The organism is Nitrospira sp. (genome assembly GCA_029194665.1).
Classification (GTDB): Bacteria; Nitrospirota; Nitrospiria; order Nitrospirales; family Nitrospiraceae; genus Nitrospira_D.
In genome coordinates, this window is the sequence record JARFXO010000002.1 from 158,482 (window position 1) to 179,111 (window position 20,630).

The 20,630-nt window shown below is 56.0% G+C and carries 10 protein-coding genes; 1 reads left to right on the forward strand and 9 read right to left on the reverse strand.

Features of this window, described 5'->3' with window-relative positions; all coding sequences use genetic code 11:
- Positions 1 to 5 precede the first annotated feature (5 nt).
- From P0119_06450 to P0119_06470, 5 genes are all read right to left on the reverse strand, one after another.
- On the reverse strand, positions 6 to 3,233 hold the full coding sequence (locus tag P0119_06450; GenBank protein ID MDF0665702.1) for a CusA/CzcA family heavy metal efflux RND transporter: 3,228 nt from the start codon (positions 3,231 to 3,233) through the stop codon (positions 6 to 8).
- A 4-nt stretch (positions 3,234 to 3,237) separates the two neighbouring features.
- Positions 3,238 to 4,437: an efflux RND transporter periplasmic adaptor subunit gene (locus P0119_06455; GenBank protein ID MDF0665703.1), complete on the reverse strand. Its 1,200-nt coding sequence runs from the start codon at positions 4,435 to 4,437 to the stop codon at positions 3,238 to 3,240.
- On the reverse strand, positions 4,434 to 5,690 hold the full coding sequence (locus P0119_06460) for a TolC family protein (protein ID MDF0665704.1): 1,257 nt from the start codon (positions 5,688 to 5,690) through the stop codon (positions 4,434 to 4,436). The genes P0119_06455 and P0119_06460 overlap by 4 nt, the downstream gene beginning before the upstream one ends.
- Positions 5,691 to 5,799: 109 nt before the next feature.
- Positions 5,800 to 6,624, reverse strand: coding sequence for an RNA methyltransferase (locus tag P0119_06465; GenBank protein MDF0665705.1), 825 nt, complete (start codon positions 6,622 to 6,624; stop codon positions 5,800 to 5,802).
- A gap of 64 nt (positions 6,625 to 6,688) precedes the next feature.
- On the reverse strand, positions 6,689 to 7,030 hold the full coding sequence (locus tag P0119_06470) for a hypothetical protein (GenBank protein MDF0665706.1): 342 nt from the start codon (positions 7,028 to 7,030) through the stop codon (positions 6,689 to 6,691).
- A gap of 161 nt (positions 7,031 to 7,191) precedes the next feature.
- Between P0119_06470 and P0119_06475 the strand changes: the two genes are divergently transcribed.
- Positions 7,192 to 7,653 (forward strand): helix-turn-helix transcriptional regulator, encoded by a 462-nt coding sequence (locus P0119_06475; GenBank protein MDF0665707.1) that lies wholly within the window; start codon positions 7,192 to 7,194, stop codon positions 7,651 to 7,653.
- A gap of 41 nt (positions 7,654 to 7,694) precedes the next feature.
- Here P0119_06475 and P0119_06480 read toward each other — a convergent pair whose 3' ends face one another.
- The 4 genes from P0119_06480 to P0119_06495 form a co-directional block, all read right to left on the reverse strand.
- A complete protein-coding gene (locus P0119_06480) occupies positions 7,695 to 18,137 on the reverse strand; it encodes a calcium-binding protein (GenBank protein ID MDF0665708.1) in 10,443 nt (3,480 codons plus the stop codon).
- Positions 18,134 to 19,327 carry a hypothetical protein gene (locus P0119_06485; protein MDF0665709.1) on the reverse strand — a complete coding sequence of 398 codons (1,194 nt, stop codon included), beginning with the start codon at positions 19,325 to 19,327 and terminating at the stop codon, positions 18,134 to 18,136. Before P0119_06485 ends, P0119_06480 begins: the two co-directional genes overlap by 4 nt.
- A gap of 51 nt (positions 19,328 to 19,378) precedes the next feature.
- Positions 19,379 to 19,705 carry a hypothetical protein gene (locus tag P0119_06490; protein MDF0665710.1) on the reverse strand — a complete coding sequence of 109 codons (327 nt, stop codon included), beginning with the start codon at positions 19,703 to 19,705 and terminating at the stop codon, positions 19,379 to 19,381.
- A gap of 220 nt (positions 19,706 to 19,925) precedes the next feature.
- Positions 19,926 to 20,612, reverse strand: a complete 687-nt coding sequence (locus P0119_06495) for a type I restriction-modification enzyme R subunit C-terminal domain-containing protein (GenBank protein ID MDF0665711.1) — start codon at positions 20,610 to 20,612, stop codon at positions 19,926 to 19,928.
- Positions 20,613 to 20,630 lie beyond the last annotated feature (18 nt).

The following is a 20,630-nucleotide window of genomic DNA, read 5'->3' on the forward strand; positions in this document are numbered from 1 at the left end:
CCTCATCATGTCGATGGTATCTCGCCGGGACGGCGAGAGAAGCGTGGTTCACCGATACCATGAGGAGTTTTGCCCGTTGTTCGGTGTCCATCAACTGTCGATTCGGTTTGTGGCCCCCCCGGATGCATCGGGTGATTCGAGCGGCCTTCCAGCCACCGATAGAGGACCGGCAGCATGATCAAGGTCAACAGCGTTGAACTCACGAGGCCGCCGATGACGACCACCGCCAATGGCCGCTGCACCTCGGACCCGATCCCATTGGCAAATGCAAGTGGGACAAGCCCTAACAGCGCCACCAGAGCGGTCATCAAGACAGGACGCAACCGAAGCAGAGCGCCTGAGATGACGGCGTCATCCAAACTATGGCCGTCCTCTCGCAATTTATTCATATAGGAAACAAGCACAATCCCGTTCAACACAGCCACGCCGAAGAGATTGATGAAGCCGACGGACGCCGGCACGCTGAGATATTCCCCTGTCAGCCAGAGGGCGACAATGCCTCCGATCAACGCGAACGGCAGATTCAAGATGATCAGCGCCGCATGGCGCAGCGAATTGAACGAGGCGAACAACAACAAAAAAATCAGGCCAATGGTGATCGGCAGGATGATCTTCAGCCTCGCCATGGCTCGCTGCATGTTCTCGAACGAGCCGCCCCAGGTGATTTGGTAGCCGGAAGGAAGTTTGACCTCCTTGTCGATCTTGGCTTGAGCTTCCGCAACGATACTCTCGATATCGCGCCCGACTGTGTTGAACCCCACGTAGATTCGCCGTTTCAGCCCTTCTCGGCTGATCAGGGAGGGTCCTTCGCGTAGTTCAACCGTGGCGAGATCACCGAGCGGAATCAGCGCCCCGGTGGCGGTCGTCAGGAGAATATTGCTGATCGTCTCGACGCTGTCCCGGTATTTTTCAGGGTATCGAAACGTCAAGTCGAAGCGCTTTTGCCCCTCATAGACACGAGTGGCCGCTTCTTGGCCGATTGCCGTGGTGATGATTTCCTGAATATGCGCAACATTAATACCGTGCCGGGCGATCTTGCTGCGGTTGATATCGATCGTCAGATAGGTCTGACCAAACAATTGCTCGACACGAATATCGCCGACGCCTCGTATACTGCTCATGATCGCCTGAATTTTTTCTGCAAGGGTTCTCAACTCTTTCAGATCGTCACCGAGAATTTTCACCGTCGCTTCAGATCGGACTCCTGACACCAGCTCGTCAACCCGCTGCTGAATCGGCTGACTGATGAGAAAATTCGCGCCGGGCACCTTTTCAATACGTTTGCGGACGGCGTCATCGAGTGCCTGCTTCGTTTTGGCAGTCGTCCATTGATCTATCGGAACCAGGCTGATCACCGGATCGCTGGCGTTCGGTTCCTGGGGATCGTTCCCAAGCTCAGTACGCCCGATCTTGGAAACCACCATCCGAACTTCCGGCAACTCAAGCACGGCCCGCTGCATTTGCTTCTCGATCTCGATGGACCGTTCCAACGCAATGCTCGGATACCGGATCATTTGGGGAGCGATGGCCGCTTCGTTCAGGATCGGGATGAACTCTCCCCCCAGGAACGGGAACAGGGATAAGCTGGCTCCAAGAAGCACCAGCGCACTCGTCAAGACCGTGCGACGATGGGCCATGGCCCAATTCAACATGGGAAGGTACGCGCGTTTGATCGACCGCAACAGCCAGGTATCTTCTTCGCTCCCCTTGTTCAGCGCCATGGCGCAGAGCACGGGAGACAACGTCAGCGAGAACGCCAGCGACACGACCAACGCAATCATGATCGTATAGGCCAAGGGTTGGAACATTTTCCCTTCCATGCCCTGCAGGGTGAGAATCGGCAGGAAGACCAGAATGATGATCAGGATCCCGAAAATGACCGGCTGCCCCACTTCGGTCACCGCTCGGACGATGAGGCCGCTTCGGTCCACTTGATCCCCGCGATGTTCGGATAGATGGCGATACACGTTCTCGACGACGACCACGGAGCCATCCACCATCATCCCGACCGCGATCACCAGTCCGCCGAGTGACATGAGATTGGCCGTCAGCCCAGCGCGGTCCATGATGATAAAGGTGACCAGCGGCGTCACGATCAACGTGGCTGTCACGATGAGCGCGCTGCGCACGTTGCCGAGGAACAAGAATAAGATCGCCACCACCAGGACGATGCCTTCCATCAGTGCCTTATAGACCGTGTTTAATGCCGCGGTGATCAGTTCGATGCGGTCATAAAACGGCACGATGCGCAGGCCTCCGGGCAAGACGTCATTGTGGTGGATTTCTTCCACTTTGTCCTTGATGGATTGCACCACGTCCCTGGCATTGCCGCCTCGGAGCATCAGTACAATGCCGGCGACCGCTTCACGATCACCGTTGACGACGACGGCGCCATGCCGAACGGCGTGACCGATCCGCACTTCCGCCACGTCACGGACATAGACCGGTGTTCCGTGTGCCTCTTTGACGACGATATTCTCAATATCCGCCAGCGTCTTAATGAGTCCCACCCCACGGACCACATACTTCTCGTCGTCCTTCTCAAGAATGTTTCCTCCGGCATTGGCGTTGTTCTTGGCGACGGCACCAAACACATCGTGCAGCGCAAGGCCATATTTCCTGAGCATTCCCGGTTCGACGAGCACCTGATATTGTTTGACGAAACCGCCCATCGAATTGACATCCACAACGTCTGGCAGTCCCTTGAGCAGGGGCCTGATCACCCAGTCTTCAAGCGTGCGCCGTTCCATCAGATCGGCTTCCGAGATCACGAACCCGGGCTGATTGTCGCGAGGTCCTTCCAGATAAAATTGATAGACCTCCCCTAACCCTGTCGTGTTCGGAACAAGCTGTGAGATGGCCCCCGGCGGGAGCAGTTCCTGAACCTCGAGGATGCGTTCGAGGACGACTTGGCGAGCCAGATAAATATCGATGTCGTCCCGAAAGGTTACGGTAATCATGGACAGGCCCACCTTGGAGAGCGATCGGATATCGGTGAGTCCCGGCGCCCCGGTCAATTGCAACTCCATGGGAAACGTCACGAATCGTTCAATTTCGGCGGGTGACAATCCCGGAACCTTGGTGACCACTTGCACCAACACAGTGGTCACATCGGGAAAGGCATCGATCGCGATGGTCCGGAAGGCATAGAACCCTCCGGCACCCAGCAGGCAGGTCAGGGCCACGACAAGAACCCGTTGACGGAGGGAGAACTCCAGAATGGAGGCGAGCATCCGGCTAGACCTGCTCCCCGAGAAGCTCGGACTTGAGCACGAACGCGCCCTTCGTCACGACCGATTCCCCTTCTCGAAGCCCATCCAGCACCTTGACCTCATGGCCGTTGGAATCGCCCAGCTTCACATCGCGGACCTCGAAGACGCTCGGCTCACGTTGCACAAACACGAATTTTCGTTCCCGATCTCGCTGGACGGAGGCTTCCGCCACGACCAAAACGTTCGGCTCCGGCTCGGAATACACCCGGATCGTCGCGAACATTTCCGGCTTCAGCTTTTTGTCCGGATTGGGGAGTTCAAGCCGCAGATTCATCGTCCTCGTGGCGACATCGAGCACGTCGCCGACATACGTGATCTCCCCGTGGAAGACTTGGTTCGGATAGGCATTGACGAGTACTTCGACGCGCTGATTTTCCGGGGTCGGACCGGCACTGATATAGGGAATGTCCTTTTCAGGAATGTTGGCAAGCACCCATACCTCTGAAAGATCCGCGACGACGAACAACTTTTCTGTCGTCTCGACGACCTCTCCTTTGGTCAGATTCCTGCCGATCACCCGGCCGTCGAACGGCGCCACGATCGGCACGAACGATCGAATCGAGTGGTCGCCATCGAGTTGGCGAATCTGCTTTTCCGACATCCCATACAATTCCAATCGATCCCGAGCTTCTCGTTTTTCCGCCCGAATACTGAGCATTTCTCCCTTACGCCGTTGAGACTCAGCCAAGCCGATGACCTTTTCGGTCAACAGCATCTTTGCCCGTTCGTAGGATTGTTCCGCAACGTACAGCCTGGCAGCCGCCTTCAGATAAGCCGATTGCGCGATGCCCAATTCGCCGCTGTATAAGAGAGCGAGCAGGTCACCCCCCTTCACCTGTTGGCCTAGATCCGCATACACTTCTGTAACCCGTCCACGTACCAGAGTCGTGACTTCCGCCAAGGCATGTTGGTTCGGCGCGATAGTGCCGGGGAAGTCCCGATGGGTTCGAAATTCCTTGCGAACGACGGGATGGATCTCTATCCCGGCACTGACTACCTGGTCACTCGGCAATCGAACGATCCCCTCGGACGGTGTCGGCACCGGAGGCTTCGGAGCCGCGTCCCCGGAAGCAGAAAACTCGCAACCGCTCCCCACGGTCATGAGACTCATGACAAGACATGCGAGAATGTGAATCAGTCTGATCCTCCGGTGGTCCTTCCTCACAACAATCCTCCCACCGCCTGTTCAAGCCGAGCCAGCGAGACAGAGAGATCGTGCCGCGCCAGCGCATAGTCCAGCAAGATCTGTCGCTGCACACGTTGCGCATCCAATACTTCGAGCAAGCTGGAGGCCCCTTGCTGGAAGCTAAACTGTGCAATCCTCAGAGCCTCCTGAGCCTGTCTCAGCAGACCCTTGTCGAACACCTCAATCAACTCCCCCGTGGTACGGACATCCTGAAAGTGCTGAGAGATGGCTCGTCCCAGATCGTTGCGCATCCGAAGCAGCTCGGCTTCCTCTCGACGCTTCGCGCCTAACGATGCAGCAATTTCTCCTTGACGGCGGTACCAAAGCGGCATCGGCACAGACAGGCCCCCTTGGACCGCTTCCCGTCCGATCTCGCGCCAAAAGCCACCGTTGAGGGTCACCGTCGGCATCCGCGCCTGCCGTTCGAATTCAATCTTCCAGTCAGACTGTTCCACGGATTTCATCAAACGCTGGATGCTTGGATGCTGCTCCATCATGCGAGCCATTAACCGTTCAATCTGCAAATCTCGAGGAAGCATTCTGAATTCACCGTGGACCATATAGGTTGGCCCAAGCGCACCGCCGGTCAAGGTGTCCACGACCACACGGCTGTTCCGAACGAAATTGTCCGCGCGTGCGAGATGCTGACGAGCCTTCAGGACTTCGACCTCGGCCTTGATGGATTCGAATTGAGGGGCTTCACCTGACTTGACGCGTGTGTTGACGATCCTTGTCACACCTTCAACGATGTCCAGGTTCTGGCGTGCGAGATCGGCGCCTTGTTGCGCCAAGAGCAGATCATAGAAGGCCACCTTCACTTGCGAAACCAAATTCAACCGTGTTTCCACCATGCCGACATTGGCGGTCACTACCCCGAGATCCGCCACTTGTCGCCGTGCGGCCCGCATGGCCGGCCATTCGATCGGCTGCCCCACCATGACGTTATATTCGGTGACTGACAAAATATTCTCCGGTGGTCCCACGATCGTGTCTTTAAGCTTACCCTGACCACCGTGGCCTGTCACAGTCGGGTTGGGGTACGCGCCCGCCGTTGTCTGGTTCCCCTTCTGCTGGTCGATGTTTCCCTCAGCGATCGAAACCAAGGGATTTCGTGCCAAGGCCAGATTGACGATCATGTCGAGGTTGTAGATCTGTTCTAGGGATTCGGCAGAAGCCGTTGCCATGCTAAGGCTGATAGTCATCCCACAAACCAGAGCCGGAATCAGTCTCATCGTGCGCTCCTATTTCAGTACAACTTCTGTAGAACAGAGACTGCAAATCATCGGTCGATCGATCATAATAGTCCGAATGTGGTTGAGTTTCAAATAACTAGCCAGACCATTACGGCATCTTCGATGCGACCTGAGAATCGGGCCGCAATCCTCCGAAGTAGAAGGCCGAAATCGCCGCTGTCGCTGCAACGTTCAATGACTCCACCCCCTCGGCCATTGGAATAGAAAACCTGACGCGGGACGCCTTCACGATGTCCGGATCCAACCCCGCTCCTTCGTTTCCAACAGCAATCATGAGGCGGCTTGGTATTGTCCGAATATCCCTGATCGAGACTCTCTCGACCAAAGCCATGACTGCTGAATAGATGTCACATCCATACGAGCAGAAAGCTCGAAAGTCCTGCGCCTGGAAGACCGGAAGGCTCAGGATCGTGCCGGCCGTGGCGCGGATGACTTTAGGGCTGAAAGGATCAGCGGAATCGACACTCAACCATACTCCGGATAGCTTCAGTGCTGCGGCTGTTCGGATAATCGCTCCCACATTCGCTGGATCTTGGAGCCTGTCTCCGTAGATTCCCAATACTCTCGATTGCTTGAACACCTGCTCCTCGTCCCATCGAGGCTGACGGACGACCGCAAGTATCCCTTGCGGCGCTTCCACATCAGTCAGTTTTTCAAAGCCGGCGTCCGGGCAAACGAACTGGCGCACAGACAGTTTCGTGCGCACTCTGCGGGCCGCCTCGGCCTCGTCACAGAGAAACCGCGGCGATACGATCAGGCTGAGGATGGACTGTGGATGTCGATGCATCAGATCGAGACAGGACTTGGTCCCTTCAAGGACAAAGGCTCCTTCTCTCGATCTGGTTTTCTTATCGCAAAACAGTTGCCGGATCAGGGAGGCCTGTGCACGGGTGAGAGCCGGAAGCTTCGGCACGGCGCCCACTATACACCCATCATCACACTGAGGAACCTACTACTAAGACAGCTGCGGCCGTCGATCACCGGCGCCTTCGTTCGGAGGCTGCTTCCGCCGCACGGATACGCTGCGCCCTCGCCTTGGCTCGCTTCAGTGCAGTCAGTTTTCCCCTGGTCCGAGTTTGCTCGAACTGCAACTGTTCAAGCTGAGACTTCAAGTGGGCTTTTTCCTGTTTATGCAGACTTGCGCATTCCGCCTTGGACAGCTGTGTCCAATCCCCGCTGCTTCTGGCACGCTTGATTCGTTCCTCCAAGGATTCTCGAAGCTGCCTGGCCCTCATCGTCATGAGAGATTTAAGAGCCTCCTGACGACGTTGGACCTCCTCTTCTTCAGCCATGATCCCACGAATATCGGTCCCTAACATAGGTCCCCACCTCCTTCAACGAGATGAAACTTGCGGCAGCATTATACCGATTTCAGACCTGATCTTGAAGTAGCACATAAGATGTTCATATTACTGATCAAATCTCGTTTTGCTCGCGCAATGTGATTGAAGATCACCCCTTCGTTGTGTATTATGGCCCTATGTCGATAGGGCAATTCATCCGGGGCTGGAGAATCTCGAGGAACCAATCCATCCAATCGCTTTCAGACGCGGCAGGTATTGCCCAGAGCTTCCTTGAGCAGATCGAGGCAGATCAGGCGGACCCCACGGCCGGTACGATTGAAGCGGTTGCCTCCGTCTTGCGCATTCCTCCCTCATGGCTGTTCGACAGTCCCCACTCCTTCGAATGTCTGTTCGCAGAGGCAGATGGGATGGAAGAGCCGTGCGCTTCTCAGGTAGATCCGGTTACAGAACGGATCTTAGCGGGATGTCGCACTGATCGATCCCTCTATGTCCTTTTGACGACGCTCATGCAAGCCGGTGACCCAAGATTCTTGCGGGCCGCCGAGATGAGTCTCCGCAGTTTGGTGAAACAATCTCGGGAAACGTCCGTGCCGTGGCAACAACGCCCTTCTGGACACTTCGAGCCCCCCAGTGATTAGATCGGTCGTCTGAATCCCTCTGAGCCAATCCTACTCCTCATCTATTGCCAGCTGGCAGCAAGCACGGCCTGCACATCTTGCGGCTGCTGATCGATGGCCTGATCCCAGGGAAGACCGGTCTGCTGCGTAAAACCCGCCATCGCTTGGATGAGCTGGTCCACTTGTGTACTGAGCAGAATCTCTCCGTTGCCTGCTTGAATCGTTTCCGTACGATTCGCTGTACTCGTATACCAGTTCTGGATCGTGACCATATCCGTCGAACCATGGATGGCCAATCGCAGGTCATTGGCCTGGCGGCTAATCACGAGATCAAGCGGATCGATCCCGGTGTCATAGCGCAGCTTGTCAGTCGTGCCACTCTTGTCTTGTAAGAGATCTTGTCCGTCTCCCCGGCTCAAGAGATAGGTATCGTTGCCGCTGCCACCGTTGAGCCTGTCGTCGCCCTCATTGCCTCGAAGCGTATCGTTACCACCGGCTCCAGTCAAAACATTGTTGGAGCTGTTGCCCATGAGCGTATTATTCAGTCCATTTCCCGTCCCGTTGATGACATCAGCCCCGGTCAACGTCAGGTTTTCCACGTTGGCACCGAGGGTATGAGTCGCACTGGTCTGAACTGTGTCCGTTCCCTCACCCGCAGCTTCTACCACGGTGTCTCTCGAACCAATGATGTAGGTATCGTCGCCGGCTCCTCCTGTCAGGGTATTGCGTCCTAGGCTAAGCAGACCATTCAGCACATTGGCCCGCTCGTTGCCGGTTCCATTGATCGCGCTGAAGCCCACCAGGGTCAGATTCTCCACGTCGGCAGCAAGGTTGTGGGTGAGGGCGCTGACTACCGTGTCCGTGCCGCTGTTTACCTCTTCAATGACGGTATCATCGACACCAATCACATAGGTGTCATTGCCTGCCAGTCCCGCCAGCACGTTGGCGCCACTATTGCCCGTGAGCTTGTTGTCAAGATCGTTTCCGATCCCGTTGATCGCCGCCGAGCCGGTCAAAACCAGGTGTTCTACATTCACCCCAAGACCATAGGTCACGGAGCTGGCGACTATGTCGAAGCCTTCGTTGGTCGCTTCGGTCACAACATCACCGACCTGATCCACTATATACAAGTCATTCCCCGCACCACCGACCATAGTATCGGCTCCGGCCTTGCCGTCTAGCAGATTGGCCTCGTTGTTTCCAGACAACTGATTACTTAGGGCATTCCCAATGCCTGTGCTTGGTCCTGTCCCTGTCAGCGTCAAATTCTCAAGATTCGCACCCAGGGTGTATCTGAGGAGCGAGGTCTGCACCGTATCGGTTCCCTCGTCGGCCAGTTCGGTCACGACATCACCCGCGACGTCCACAATGTAGGTATCGTTGCCGGTCCCTCCGCGCATCGTGTCTGTGCCGGATCCGCCGTCGAGAAGATCGTGGCCCTGTCCACCGGCTAGGCTATCGTCGCCGGCTAGAGCCGTGATCCGATCAACCACATTCGTGCCGGTGATAGAGTCATTGCCGCCCGTCCCTGTCAGATCAAACCCACGTTGGACAAGCTGGTCATAGGACAGGACGGTGCCATCAGCAAACCTGAAGGTTTCGATCGTGCGAGGCCCCAACACATTGTTCGGGTCAAAATACGAGAGATGAAGAGCATCGCCGCTGGTCCCGATATGCAGCAGCAGCGAACCTACATCTAGGCTGAGATCAGCGGGATCGATGCCCGCACCAAATTCGAGCGTATTCGTACCGCTAGGTAGGCTCGAATCGTTAATCGTATCGACTCCGTCACCAATATTATAGACATAGGTGTCGTCGCCGGAACCGCCCAGAAGCGTATCGTTCCCGATTCCTCCGGCAATGGTGTCGTTGCCTGCACCGGCATCCACGATATCGTCTCCACCGAGGGCGTCGATGACATCATCCCCTGCGGCGGTCGTGATTGTGTCGTCCCCTTCGGTGATGGTCGGTCTGAAGAAACTGTTGATACCTGTCGTGCTGCCATCGGCAAAGGCCAAGGTCTCCACCACCAGCGAACCGTTCGCCCCTGTGAGATCGAAATTGTTCAGTACCAGTCGATCTGTCCCGCTCGTGCCGACTTGAATGATGAGCGTTCGAGCGACTTCATCATGCCTTACGATAAGGTCATTCCGGCTGATCCCTACGCCGAATTGGATAAGGTTTCCCTCGCCGACAGCCGCGACATCCTCGATCATATCGATGCCATCACCGAGGTTGAAGAGATAGGTGTCGTGACCGGTCCCACCGCGGAGCACGTCGTTGTCGAGCCCGCCGACGAGAGTATCGCGACCAGTAAGGCCGGATAGGACATTGCCATCCTCCGAGCCGATCAAGACGTTGTCCAGCTCGTTGCCTGTTCCATTGAGCGGTGGCGGAGAGATGAGGTTATCCTGATCGTCGAAGCTGGCCGGTGGTGAGACGAGTTCCAAATTTTCAAGATGCTCCCCCAATATATAGGAAACCGTGCTCTTCACCGTGTCGGTTCCTTCATTCTCCAGCTCCGCCGCCGTTTGCTCTTGGCTATGGACGATGTAGGTATCGTTGCCGAGCCCTCCGATTAAAAGATCGTCGGTTTCACGTGGGACTGCGTCTCGTCTATCCAGCCCCCCGCCTAGAAATGGTATCCCCCCAACAAACGAGAGGTTTCCAGCATCCTCCATCAGAATGTCATCACCCTCTCCACCGATCAAAATATCGCTGCCGGTTCCTTCGATGTAGGGTGGCCCTTCCAGCTCACGAAAGATCCCTCCAACCAACACATCGTTCCCGGCACCGCCGTCCAGAATGTTGTCACGTGTATTGCCCACGATGAGATTATCAAGTTCATTTCCGACCCCGTTGTCGGCGGTGAAGTCGGCAAGGACAAGATTCTCGACGTTGTCGGGCAAGGTGTAGTCCTGCGCACTCTGAACAGTATCAATCCCACCGCCCGGCGCCTCGATAACCTCATAATTCCCCGGGATGCTCGAGCTTCCCAACAGGTAGGTATCATCTCCATCCAACCCGACTAGGGAGGCTGGGAAAGATGTTTCAAGCACATCGTCGGATGAAGTAGCTGTAGAGATACCGACGTTCGAAGATGACCAAGCCAAATTCCACTCAGTACCATCGGCGAATCGCACGATTGCTTGTGTGGTTTCCGGCCCCACCGCGAACCAATCCGTTGAGAGCTGTACTGTCAGTCTATCTCCACTGTCAGGAATAAGAATGTCCGCCACGGAAGGAGCGCGCCACGTCATTACAACATCGGCAGGAATAATCTCCGCGGCCATCTCGATGAGATCGATGTCGTTCCTGTTATTGTCGAGCGTCACGTGATCATCGCCGGATCCTCGACCGAAGAGAACCCGATCGACACCTGTCCCGAGAATCAGCGTATCGTCCCCTGCCCCTCCATCGAAAACGTTATTTCCTCTGAAATCGATGAGGCTGTCGTCACCGACCCCTCCTATCAGCCGGTCGTCGCCAACAACCTGTTGTCCAGACTGCGGTTGGAACGTAAGATCTCCGTAGAGGGAGTCCTTGCCACGCCCTCCCATTAGCACATCGTTCCCGGACGATCCGATCAACAGATCATGGCCGTCGCTTCCCAGAATGGTTTCGCTTTCGGATGAGCCTGTGACCACGTTGCCAATCAACGCTCGCGCGCTCAGCTCAGCACTGTTCCACAGCGTGTCATCGGCAAATCGCACCTGCTTCTGATCGTATTCGGGCGAACCAAAGAACGACAGAACCGTCAACTCGTCCGTGGTCCCGCTGATGACCAGTTCGAGGTTGAATCCATTGCGATAGACCTCGACATCTTCAGCAGCCACCGTCGAATTGAACTGAATCGTATCGATTTCACCGGCTAGTTCTGAATCGAACACCGTATCGCGACCAGAGCCCAGGCCGAAGAGATACGTATCGGCCCCACCGAATCCAAGCAGCGCATCATCCCCAGCCCCTCCGTCGAGCACGTTTGATGCCTCGTTGCCTCTTAATTCATTATTCAGCTCGTTGCCGGTTCCGTTAACAGGAGTGATGCCGATTAACGTGAGATTCTCGACATTCGCGCTGAGACTGTAACTTACAATGCTCTGCACCGTGTCTACACCTTCACTTGCTTCCTCGATGGCCATGTCGCCGACATGGTCCACGACATAGGTGTCATTGCCGTCGCCACCAATCAACCTATCCGCACCGAGTCCGCCATCCAGCACGTTGTTTGTTCGACCGCCGATCAACGTATTCGCTAAATTGTTCCCATATCCCGTCACGGACTGTTCGAATGAACCGTATGGGATGAGTGAAAAGCTCGCGAAATCCGGCACGCGAGGATCGAGAAGGGTGAGATTTTCGATGTTCACCGGCAGACGATAGTCGTGGCCGGCGATCACTGTATCGATGCCGCCTGTGACGGTTTCAATAAGAATATCGTCATCGCCGTTCGGTCCGATGACATAGGTGTCGTTGCCGTCACCGCCCGCCAGCACACTGATTGACCCATCGGCCTTCAGCACGTTGGCCAGTTCATTTCCTACTCCGATCAATGAAGCACTACCGGTCAGCGTCAGGTTCTCAACATTGGTCCCAAGCGTTGAGCTTGCACCAGTCTGCACCCCGTCGATACCTTCTCCGGCTGACTCAACCACCGTATCGTCCGCGCCGATCACATAGGAATCGTTCCCCGATCCCCCTGTCAGGACGTTGGCGCCACTATTGCCGATCAGCACATTGTCAAGTGCATTGCCGGTGCCATGAATAGCCGCGCTCCCCGTCAATGTAAGATTCTCGACATCGGTTTCCAGGGTGCGAGTCACACTACTCCGCACCGTATCAATTCCTTCATTCGCCGACTCTGTGACCACATCCCCCTGATCATCCACAATGTACGTATCGTCACCCGAGTTGCCGGCAAGCTGATCGACTCCAGGCCCTCCATCGAGTAAATCGCTACCAGCCAACCCGGTCAGTTGATCGTCCCCGGCTAGGCCGACCAAACGATCGTGACCATTGGTGCCGACGAGAAAATCTGGTCCCGCTGTTCCGCTAATGACCGGCCGCGTGAGATTCTCAATAAGGGCCTGGTCCCAAACCGTTCCATCGGAAAACTGCACCAGCTCGGTCTGGAGCGGAGGAGCGAGGAAGTAGAGGGACACCGTCAGCCGGTCGGCACCCCCGTTGAGACTCAGGACAAGGTCATTATTGTTCCGGGAAACGACAACATCTGAGGGAGCCACTCCTGGTGCCATGCGAATCACATCCGAGCTGCCCTGAAATTCTACAATCGTGTCTTGCCCGGCCCCTGGACCAAAGAGATACGTGTCGTTGCCCCGCCCGCCGAACAACCGATCAGCCCCCAACCCGCCATCGAGTCTGTCGTCTCCCAGTCCGCTCCTAAGCACATCGGCACCGTCACCGGTAACAATCCGATCCATCACGTTCGTTCCGGTGATTTGGTCATCGCCGTCAGTTCCGGTCAGATCGAACCCACCGGCAAGCAGCTGCTCATACCTCAGCGTGCTGGCGTCGGCGAATCGAAACGACTCCACAGTGCGAGGGCCGAACACATGGTTGCGATCAAAACTATCGAGCTGTATCGCATCGCCATTTGTCCCCATGCGAATCAGCAAATCGCTCTGATCGGGATCTGATTGATCGAGAGTGAGATCGAGGCGGAGATCGGCGTATGTGATTCCGGCACCGAACACGATCTCATTCCCCGCGTCGGCCGACGCCATATCCATAATCGTATCGATCCCGTCGCCGACATTGAAGAAGTAGGAATCATGTCCTTCAGCACCCTCCAGTCGATCATTGCCCAACCCACCGCGGAAGCGATCGGCCAGATCGGTGCCTGATAAAAAGTCGTCGAACTCGGTACCATCGATATTGAACCCTTGTGCCACCAGATCAGCAAAGGAGAGCACCGTACCATCTGCGAATTGGAACTGCTCGATCGTCTGCGATCCAAACACATCGAAGGCAGAGCCTGACTGAATCCCGTCTGAACCGGTTCCCACGTTGATCACGATCTGACCGAACTGCGGAGAGAGCGAGACCGAATCGGACGTGATACCGCTACCGAACAGGACCGTATCGGTATCAGCGCCAGCACCGGAATCAAACAGAGAATCGAGCCCGTCTCCTATGTTGAAGCGATAGGTATCGCTCCCGTCCCCGCCGAGCAATTGATCGTCCCCGGCTCCACCAACCAGTACATCATCGCCTGCCTCTCCTTCGAGCGAATCATTCCCAGCCTCCCCGTTCAGTACATCGTTGCCGTCGCCGCCTCGCAGGACATCGTCTCCGGTCGCGCCGAAAATCTGATCAAACCCACCGTTGCCGAGAAGCACATCGCGTCCATCGCCCCCGTCGATCACATTGTCGATCGTCCCTCCCATCAGCACATCGTCGCCGGCAAGCCCCCGAATCGTGCGGTAGATCTCTTGGCCGTCCAGGGTGTCGAATCCGGCCGTACCCACTAGTTCCAATCCATTCGCAAGTAGCTGGGAAGCTGTCAACATGGTCCCGTCCGCAAACACGAACTGGTCAACTCCAAGGGATGCCAACTGGTTAGCGGGGTCGAACCATTGAATCTCCACCGCATCACCCGTGCCTCCCGGGCGTAGGACCAGGTAATTAATGACAGTGCCGGGATCTCCCTCCTCCTCTCCGCCTCCACCAGGAATCGTGACTTGTTTGAAGCTGAGACTGAGATTGGCTTGTGAAATCCCTGATCCAAAGACCAGCCGGTTACCTTCTCCTGGCCGGTCCTGGATGCTGTCGAACCCGCCGCCCTTAGCAAAGATATACGTATCCTGCCCTGCCTCACCAAACAGCGTGTCGTTGCCGGCAGCGCCCATCAATACGTCGTTTCCAGCCCCTGCGTTGACCACATCATTACCGGCCCCTCCAAAAATCCGTTCTCCCTGAGCGGTACCGGCGAGTTGGTCGTCTCCCAACCAACCCGAGATGGCCAAACCTGTTGCGGCAAGTTGTGCGTACGTGAGGATAGTGCCATCGGAGAATTCGAATGACTCGATAGGATGCGGCCCATTCAGGTTACCGACTCCAAAGTTCTGGATCTGAACCGCCTCTTCTCCTATCCCTGTGCGCAATACGAGAGAGTCGTCAGGTCCCATCGCTGCGATCATTGCGGTCGAACTGATTCCTGCACCGAACACCAGCCGGTTCCCCTCCCCAGCGGCTTCTTCGATAACATCAAACCCGTCGCCTAACTCATAGAGATAGGTATCTTGTCCACCGCCGCCGACAAGCGTATCGTTTCCGGCACCACCGACGAGAATATCGTTGCCTCCGCTTCCCCCAATCTGTCCATCCACGTCGCCGACAAGAATATCGTCGCCCGCTCCTCCATCAAGCTCGTCATTACCGTCGTCGCCCCTCAACCCATCATTGCCATCGCCACCGAATATCTGATCGTTGTCCTCTTCACCGAAGATTCTATCGTCGCCGGCATCACCAGCGAGGACATCATTGCCCAATCCGCCTTGGAGTTCGTCGTTCCCTTCTCCGCCGAAGATTGTGTCCGCATCTGCCCCGCCACCAAAGAGGTCATCGCCCGCACCTCCGTCCAGTTCATCCAATCCATCGCCGCCGAGCAGGAGATCGTTTCCCTCATCGCCAAATACGACATCGTTGCCGCTTTCCCCATCGAACTGATCGATCCCCTCTCCCGCAATAATCTCATCATCTCCTGTTCCGCCGAACCCTACATCATTCCCCTCACCACCGATCAAACTATCGTTCCCTACCCCACCATACAGGGCATCTACGCCGGCATCGCCGAGCAAAGTATCATCACCACCACGGCCAAGCAGGACATCATCCCCGTCGCCCCCTTCCAACCAGTCGGCCCCTTCCTGGGACGAATCCACCCCATCATCGTCACCGGACAACTGATCATTGCCCGATCCACCGAGCAACACATCATCCCCGGCATTCCCATCCAATTGATCATTCCCGGCACCGCCGGTCAGAAAGTCATTGCCGGGCGTTGTAGGATAAATCAAATTCAGACCTTGCTCCGTGTCCCCGACAAGAATATCGTTCCCCTCACCACCATCGAGCACGTCGTCTCCACCATCGCCACTGAGCGCATCGTTGCCCTCGCCCCCTTCCAAGACATCGTTACCGGGGTAAAGCACTCCGGTAAGATATTGGATCACATATTCATTAAAGTTTTGCTCGATGATACGGCCGGCCGTGTAAACGTCACCCCAGAGCACATCATCACCAACGCCTCCAATCAACCGATCGTCATTCCCACCTCCACCGAGCCGATCGTTCCCAGCTCCGCCATCCAGGTAGTCCTTACCATCTTGCGTACTCCGAGGATCAGGGACTTCATGCCACGGCTGGTCAACACGGTCATCAATGTTGTCTCCGAATAACGTGTCATTGCCCGCCCCTCCATCCAGCAGATCATGGCCCCGTCCACCGAAGAAGGAATCATTCCCTCCGTTACCGTAGAACTTGTCATCGCCGTACACAGTTCCTGGAGCATTCGCGTCCGGCCCTGCTCCCCCGATGAGGGTTTGATGATAAAAGCCTCCAGCGGTTCCCATCGCCACACCAACCGTCGGATCGGTGATCGACGACCAATCCTCGGTATACGTCCCATACCGGTCATCGGTGGTACCGACGAAGGGCTTCACGCTCACTACGCTTTCAATCTGTGTCGTATGCGTCGCGTCACCATTCACATCCACCAGCGTGGCGGAGAGTGTGACGGTGGCGTCGGCTGACACCTCGTCGCTCGCGACCAGAGTAAACAGCACTTGATCGGCGCCCTCCGGTACGGTCACTTGGAATGTCCCATCAGCACCGATGACCTGTGCACCGTCATCCGTCGCAACAGTAAGTTGGTCGGCCTGCGGACCTTGCAATCGCAGAGAGACGCGCTGTCCGCCCGCCCCAGCCGCAAAGGGTACCGAAAGCCGGAATAACTCTCCGAGGCGTTCCTCCACTGTGGCACTGGATGCCCCACCTGGCGCATAGCCAGGTGTATGAAACGGATTCGGCCCCACTCCTGTCTGGATCACCACCGTTTGGCCGGCCTGTTGGACAATGGCTTGGGCCTCTTCAAGGGCTGTCCGAAGGGTGGGGTCCAGTTTCGGGTCGTCCAGTGCCTGCGCGTAGGTGTTGGTGAAGGGATTGAGATCTGCAAAGCTGAGCGTGCGACCGAGATCGAAGAGGGTATCGGGAACATTGTGGAAAAACTCTGACATCGCGTTGCCGATGCCATGCGCCACGTCCGTCAACCAGGAAACCAGTCTGTCCTCAATGATTGTTCCCACTACTCCAACAGTACCCTGGATGCGCTCTCCCACACTGACCAATGCCGAGCTCACTAGCTTCTGAAGTTGCACCACACTCTGTCCAGCCGCATCCGCTGCTTGAGTGAGTATGTTCAAGGCTTGATTGATTCCAACCCCTGGAATCGCTAACGTGTTCGCAAACATGTCACGATCAAACTGCAATCCCGCGAGTTGCGTGGCTGCCTCAGCTTGTTCTGCCAACTGACCAACCGAGAGCGCGACACCTAAAGACGACACATACAGCGTCAATCGAACTACCGCTTCCGTATTACCCTCGACCGTGCCATCGGTGTTACCGAGTTGGGAATAGTGATTGGCGAATGATTGGGCGAAGGCCAGATCGAGTTGCAATGGCGTGTATGGTACAACGGGCGAGGTCCAGTACTCAGGGACCTGAATGGTGTGCGCAAACAGTCCCGATTGTTGAAAGCTTGTGCTTAACTCCGAAAACTCCACCTGATGACCGACCAATTGAGTGCCCGGTGCTCCCACATGTAGCCCACCCAATAAATGGATCGGATCGCCTTGAATGATGGGCGGTTGCCCGATCACGACGTGATGCTCCCCGACCACCGCAGAGGTGCGATCCGTAGCTGGAGTCGAGCCCCCTAAGACATGCGTGATCCCCGGCGCATTGAAGGTGGTGAAGTGGAGCTGCGACGGATCCAGTACGAAATCCCCATCGAGCTGCTTGGCTATCTCAAGGACAGAGATCAACGTTCCATCATTGTCTGCATTCTCTTCTCGCATGTTGGTGTCGTTAATAGCCCACTGAACTAAGGCCCCACCCAAACTGTGGCCCACGAGTTCCACGCGATTCCCCGTGACCAATTGTTGCGCGAGCCACTGGTTCACTCCATTCGCACCACCGCGCAACTCCTCGAACTGAATCCTTCCGATATCAGTCATATCGGCAAAAAGATCTTTCAGATTCGTGAGTGTGAGTTCAGTGCCGCGAAACACCAGCATCCGCTGGCCATCGTCGGTGCCAGCCGGTTTCAGCGCATAGACATAGCCGCCGGCAGAGCCAGTGACTTGTCCGCTCCCATTTAGTCCGAATGTCGCATCGATGGTCCATCCTGTAGGTAAGGAACCGAGCTCATTGTAGACTCTATCTGCTGCTTCACGAGCCTCTACAAGACTGACAACCGCTGTCATGGCGTCACTCCTTTACGTTTGATCAGGATGAGTTGTGACGATTCTTTGGTCACGCTTATCCAACGACCATTCGGTGAGATACGAAATCCTTGAAGCTCCTCTGGGGATACAACCTGCAACAGTTTGCTAACCATTTTTGATTGAGCGTCGTACATCCAAAGCCCGATAGCAGATCGATGGCCTCTCTCAATCATCAGGACATCGCCTTGTGCATTCACATCGAGAGCATGAAGACTAAATGGATCACGTGGGCTCTGTTGCACGCTCACCACTTCTTCCCAACGTTGGTTCTGACCATCCAGGCGAAACCGGCAGATCCGCCCGCCAACGGTGTAGTGCTTATCGCCATGATCCCCAGCCTTGTAACAGACACCGTAGAGATAAATTCCACGTGGATCCAGGTGGAAATCGACAACTTGATATGGGTCCTGCTTCATCGAGATTTCGTGCACAATCCGATTCTCCAGGTCTCGCAAGAGATACCCCTGTTTGAGTTCGGTCCCATCAGCCAGCCTTAACGGGGGTTTTGGGTTGGGGATTCTCTTTACGTTCCCATCCTGTTCTCTAACCAAGATGGTTTCTCTCCAGAGATACTGATTAACTACAAGCTGTGGAGTTAACCACTGAGGGATAGTGTCTCTTGGCCAGCACAGCGCTTTCAGCCCCGGCTCTAAGAACTTGACATCACAATCAGCTTGCTCCACCCAGACCCCCTTATCGACAGTCAACTTATTGCCAAGCACATACTGCCCCTTGAGACTGATTACCGCTGGCTTCGCCCAGCGCATGTCCGCAACTAATTTAGGCTGTGTCCCGATTTTGACCCTGTAAAGGCGGCTGGTTTTTCGATCGGGTGCCATTATGTCAAAGAGGATCGTTTGCTCCTGACACGTCACATCGCGAATCTGTTTCTGAAGAGTCGGCTCGATGGGCGACAGATCAATGCGCCGCAAGTCCTTCGGCTGGTTGGGATCGAGGTAGTAGAGCCCTTCCACCACAAACCCTTGTCCCGGAGCTGGCTGATGCCCCTGGATCACAACAAAGTGCGAATCGTCATACCAACACCCTCCGCCTTTAATCCCAGTGTTGATGATGTCATAGTCGCTCTTGGCTTCGGCGGTGAGTCCGAACCAGAGTAGGCTTCCTGCGAGGGCCAGCAGGAAAACAACGACGTGTCGCTGTGGACGCATGGCAATCCTTGGTAGATCACACACTCGACTATCCATCATCTCTGTCCTTTCTTAAACTTCCCCCTTCGGCTTCCAAGCCTTCGTTGCTCGCAACCCTCCCAACACCTGCTGGATCTGCTGCTGCAACCGAGCGAGCGCACCGATATCCATCGCCACACGGCTGACAAGATGCCCGTCCAAGCCTTTTGTGGCTGCTTGGCCATTCTTCGCGGCTTTCGCAATGGCAGCCAGTAGTGAAAGCTCGATGAAGCCGAAATCCAGATAGGCGATGCCCTGCGCGACTCCAACGTTGGTGTAATTCGCTGCACGTGGGTGGGCGGAGGACTCGGAGGGTTTCAATCGCACATTCAGCGCAATGGTGTCTTTGGATTCACCCATAGATTCACACTCCTTTTGTAACGCGTGAAGGATCAAGAGGATACCGGCAATATAGGAACGGTTGAATACATTTGTGTTCCTAATCTAAAAGGTGCGTGAGTCTAAGAGGCTGTCAGTTGGCTGTCAAGAAAGTACTCGTCACACCGGCCTCAAAACTGGCCGGGTGGAATCTGCACGAAAACGCCGAGGGGTTGTAACTAGCCGAAAGAGGGGGAGAGGGTCACGCCGCCGAAGCCGTTGCCCGGACGGCCTCAAGCACGCGGATCAGCTCATCCATCTCCGCTGTCTTGAACAAGCCTTCCGGTCCACGTGGCGTGAGGTCCGTAAAGGGCGATTCGTAGAGTCGAGCCGGTTCCATCACGCCGTGCTCAGTGAGGTGATCCACGATCAGATTGACGAATTCCAGCTGGTTGCCAGTGAACGTCTTGTTTGCGATAAATCCGGCCAGCGCCTCTTTGGCAGCAGCCCGATCCATCCCAACCAGAGACCGCACGAATAGCCCAAGCCCTTTGGATGCAGCTGTCGCTCGGCAGATGTCATCCGGCTCACCTGTGCCGCTCTTGCTCAACAACAGCTCCAGCTCGGCAAGGTCCGAGGCGGTCAGCGGCCTATTCATCCGCAGCTTGGCAACCACGACGTGGTCAAGATGCCGACGTAGGAACGCTCGCGCTTTGGCGACAAACTTGGCTTGATCCGTACCCACAGCGAAGCCGGGCAAGGCAATACCAATCTCGCCTCCCATCAAATCCTCGAAGTCCGTATAGACGGGCTTGCGCTGGCGCTTGTCGATGAACTGCACCAACCCGCGCAAGCGACGACGCATCACTTCCAGCATAGACACCGTCACATCCTGCCACCACTCATCGCTCTGCACGTCCTGAATCAGGACCATCTGTTCGCGGACCATCGGAATGGCGCTTTATGC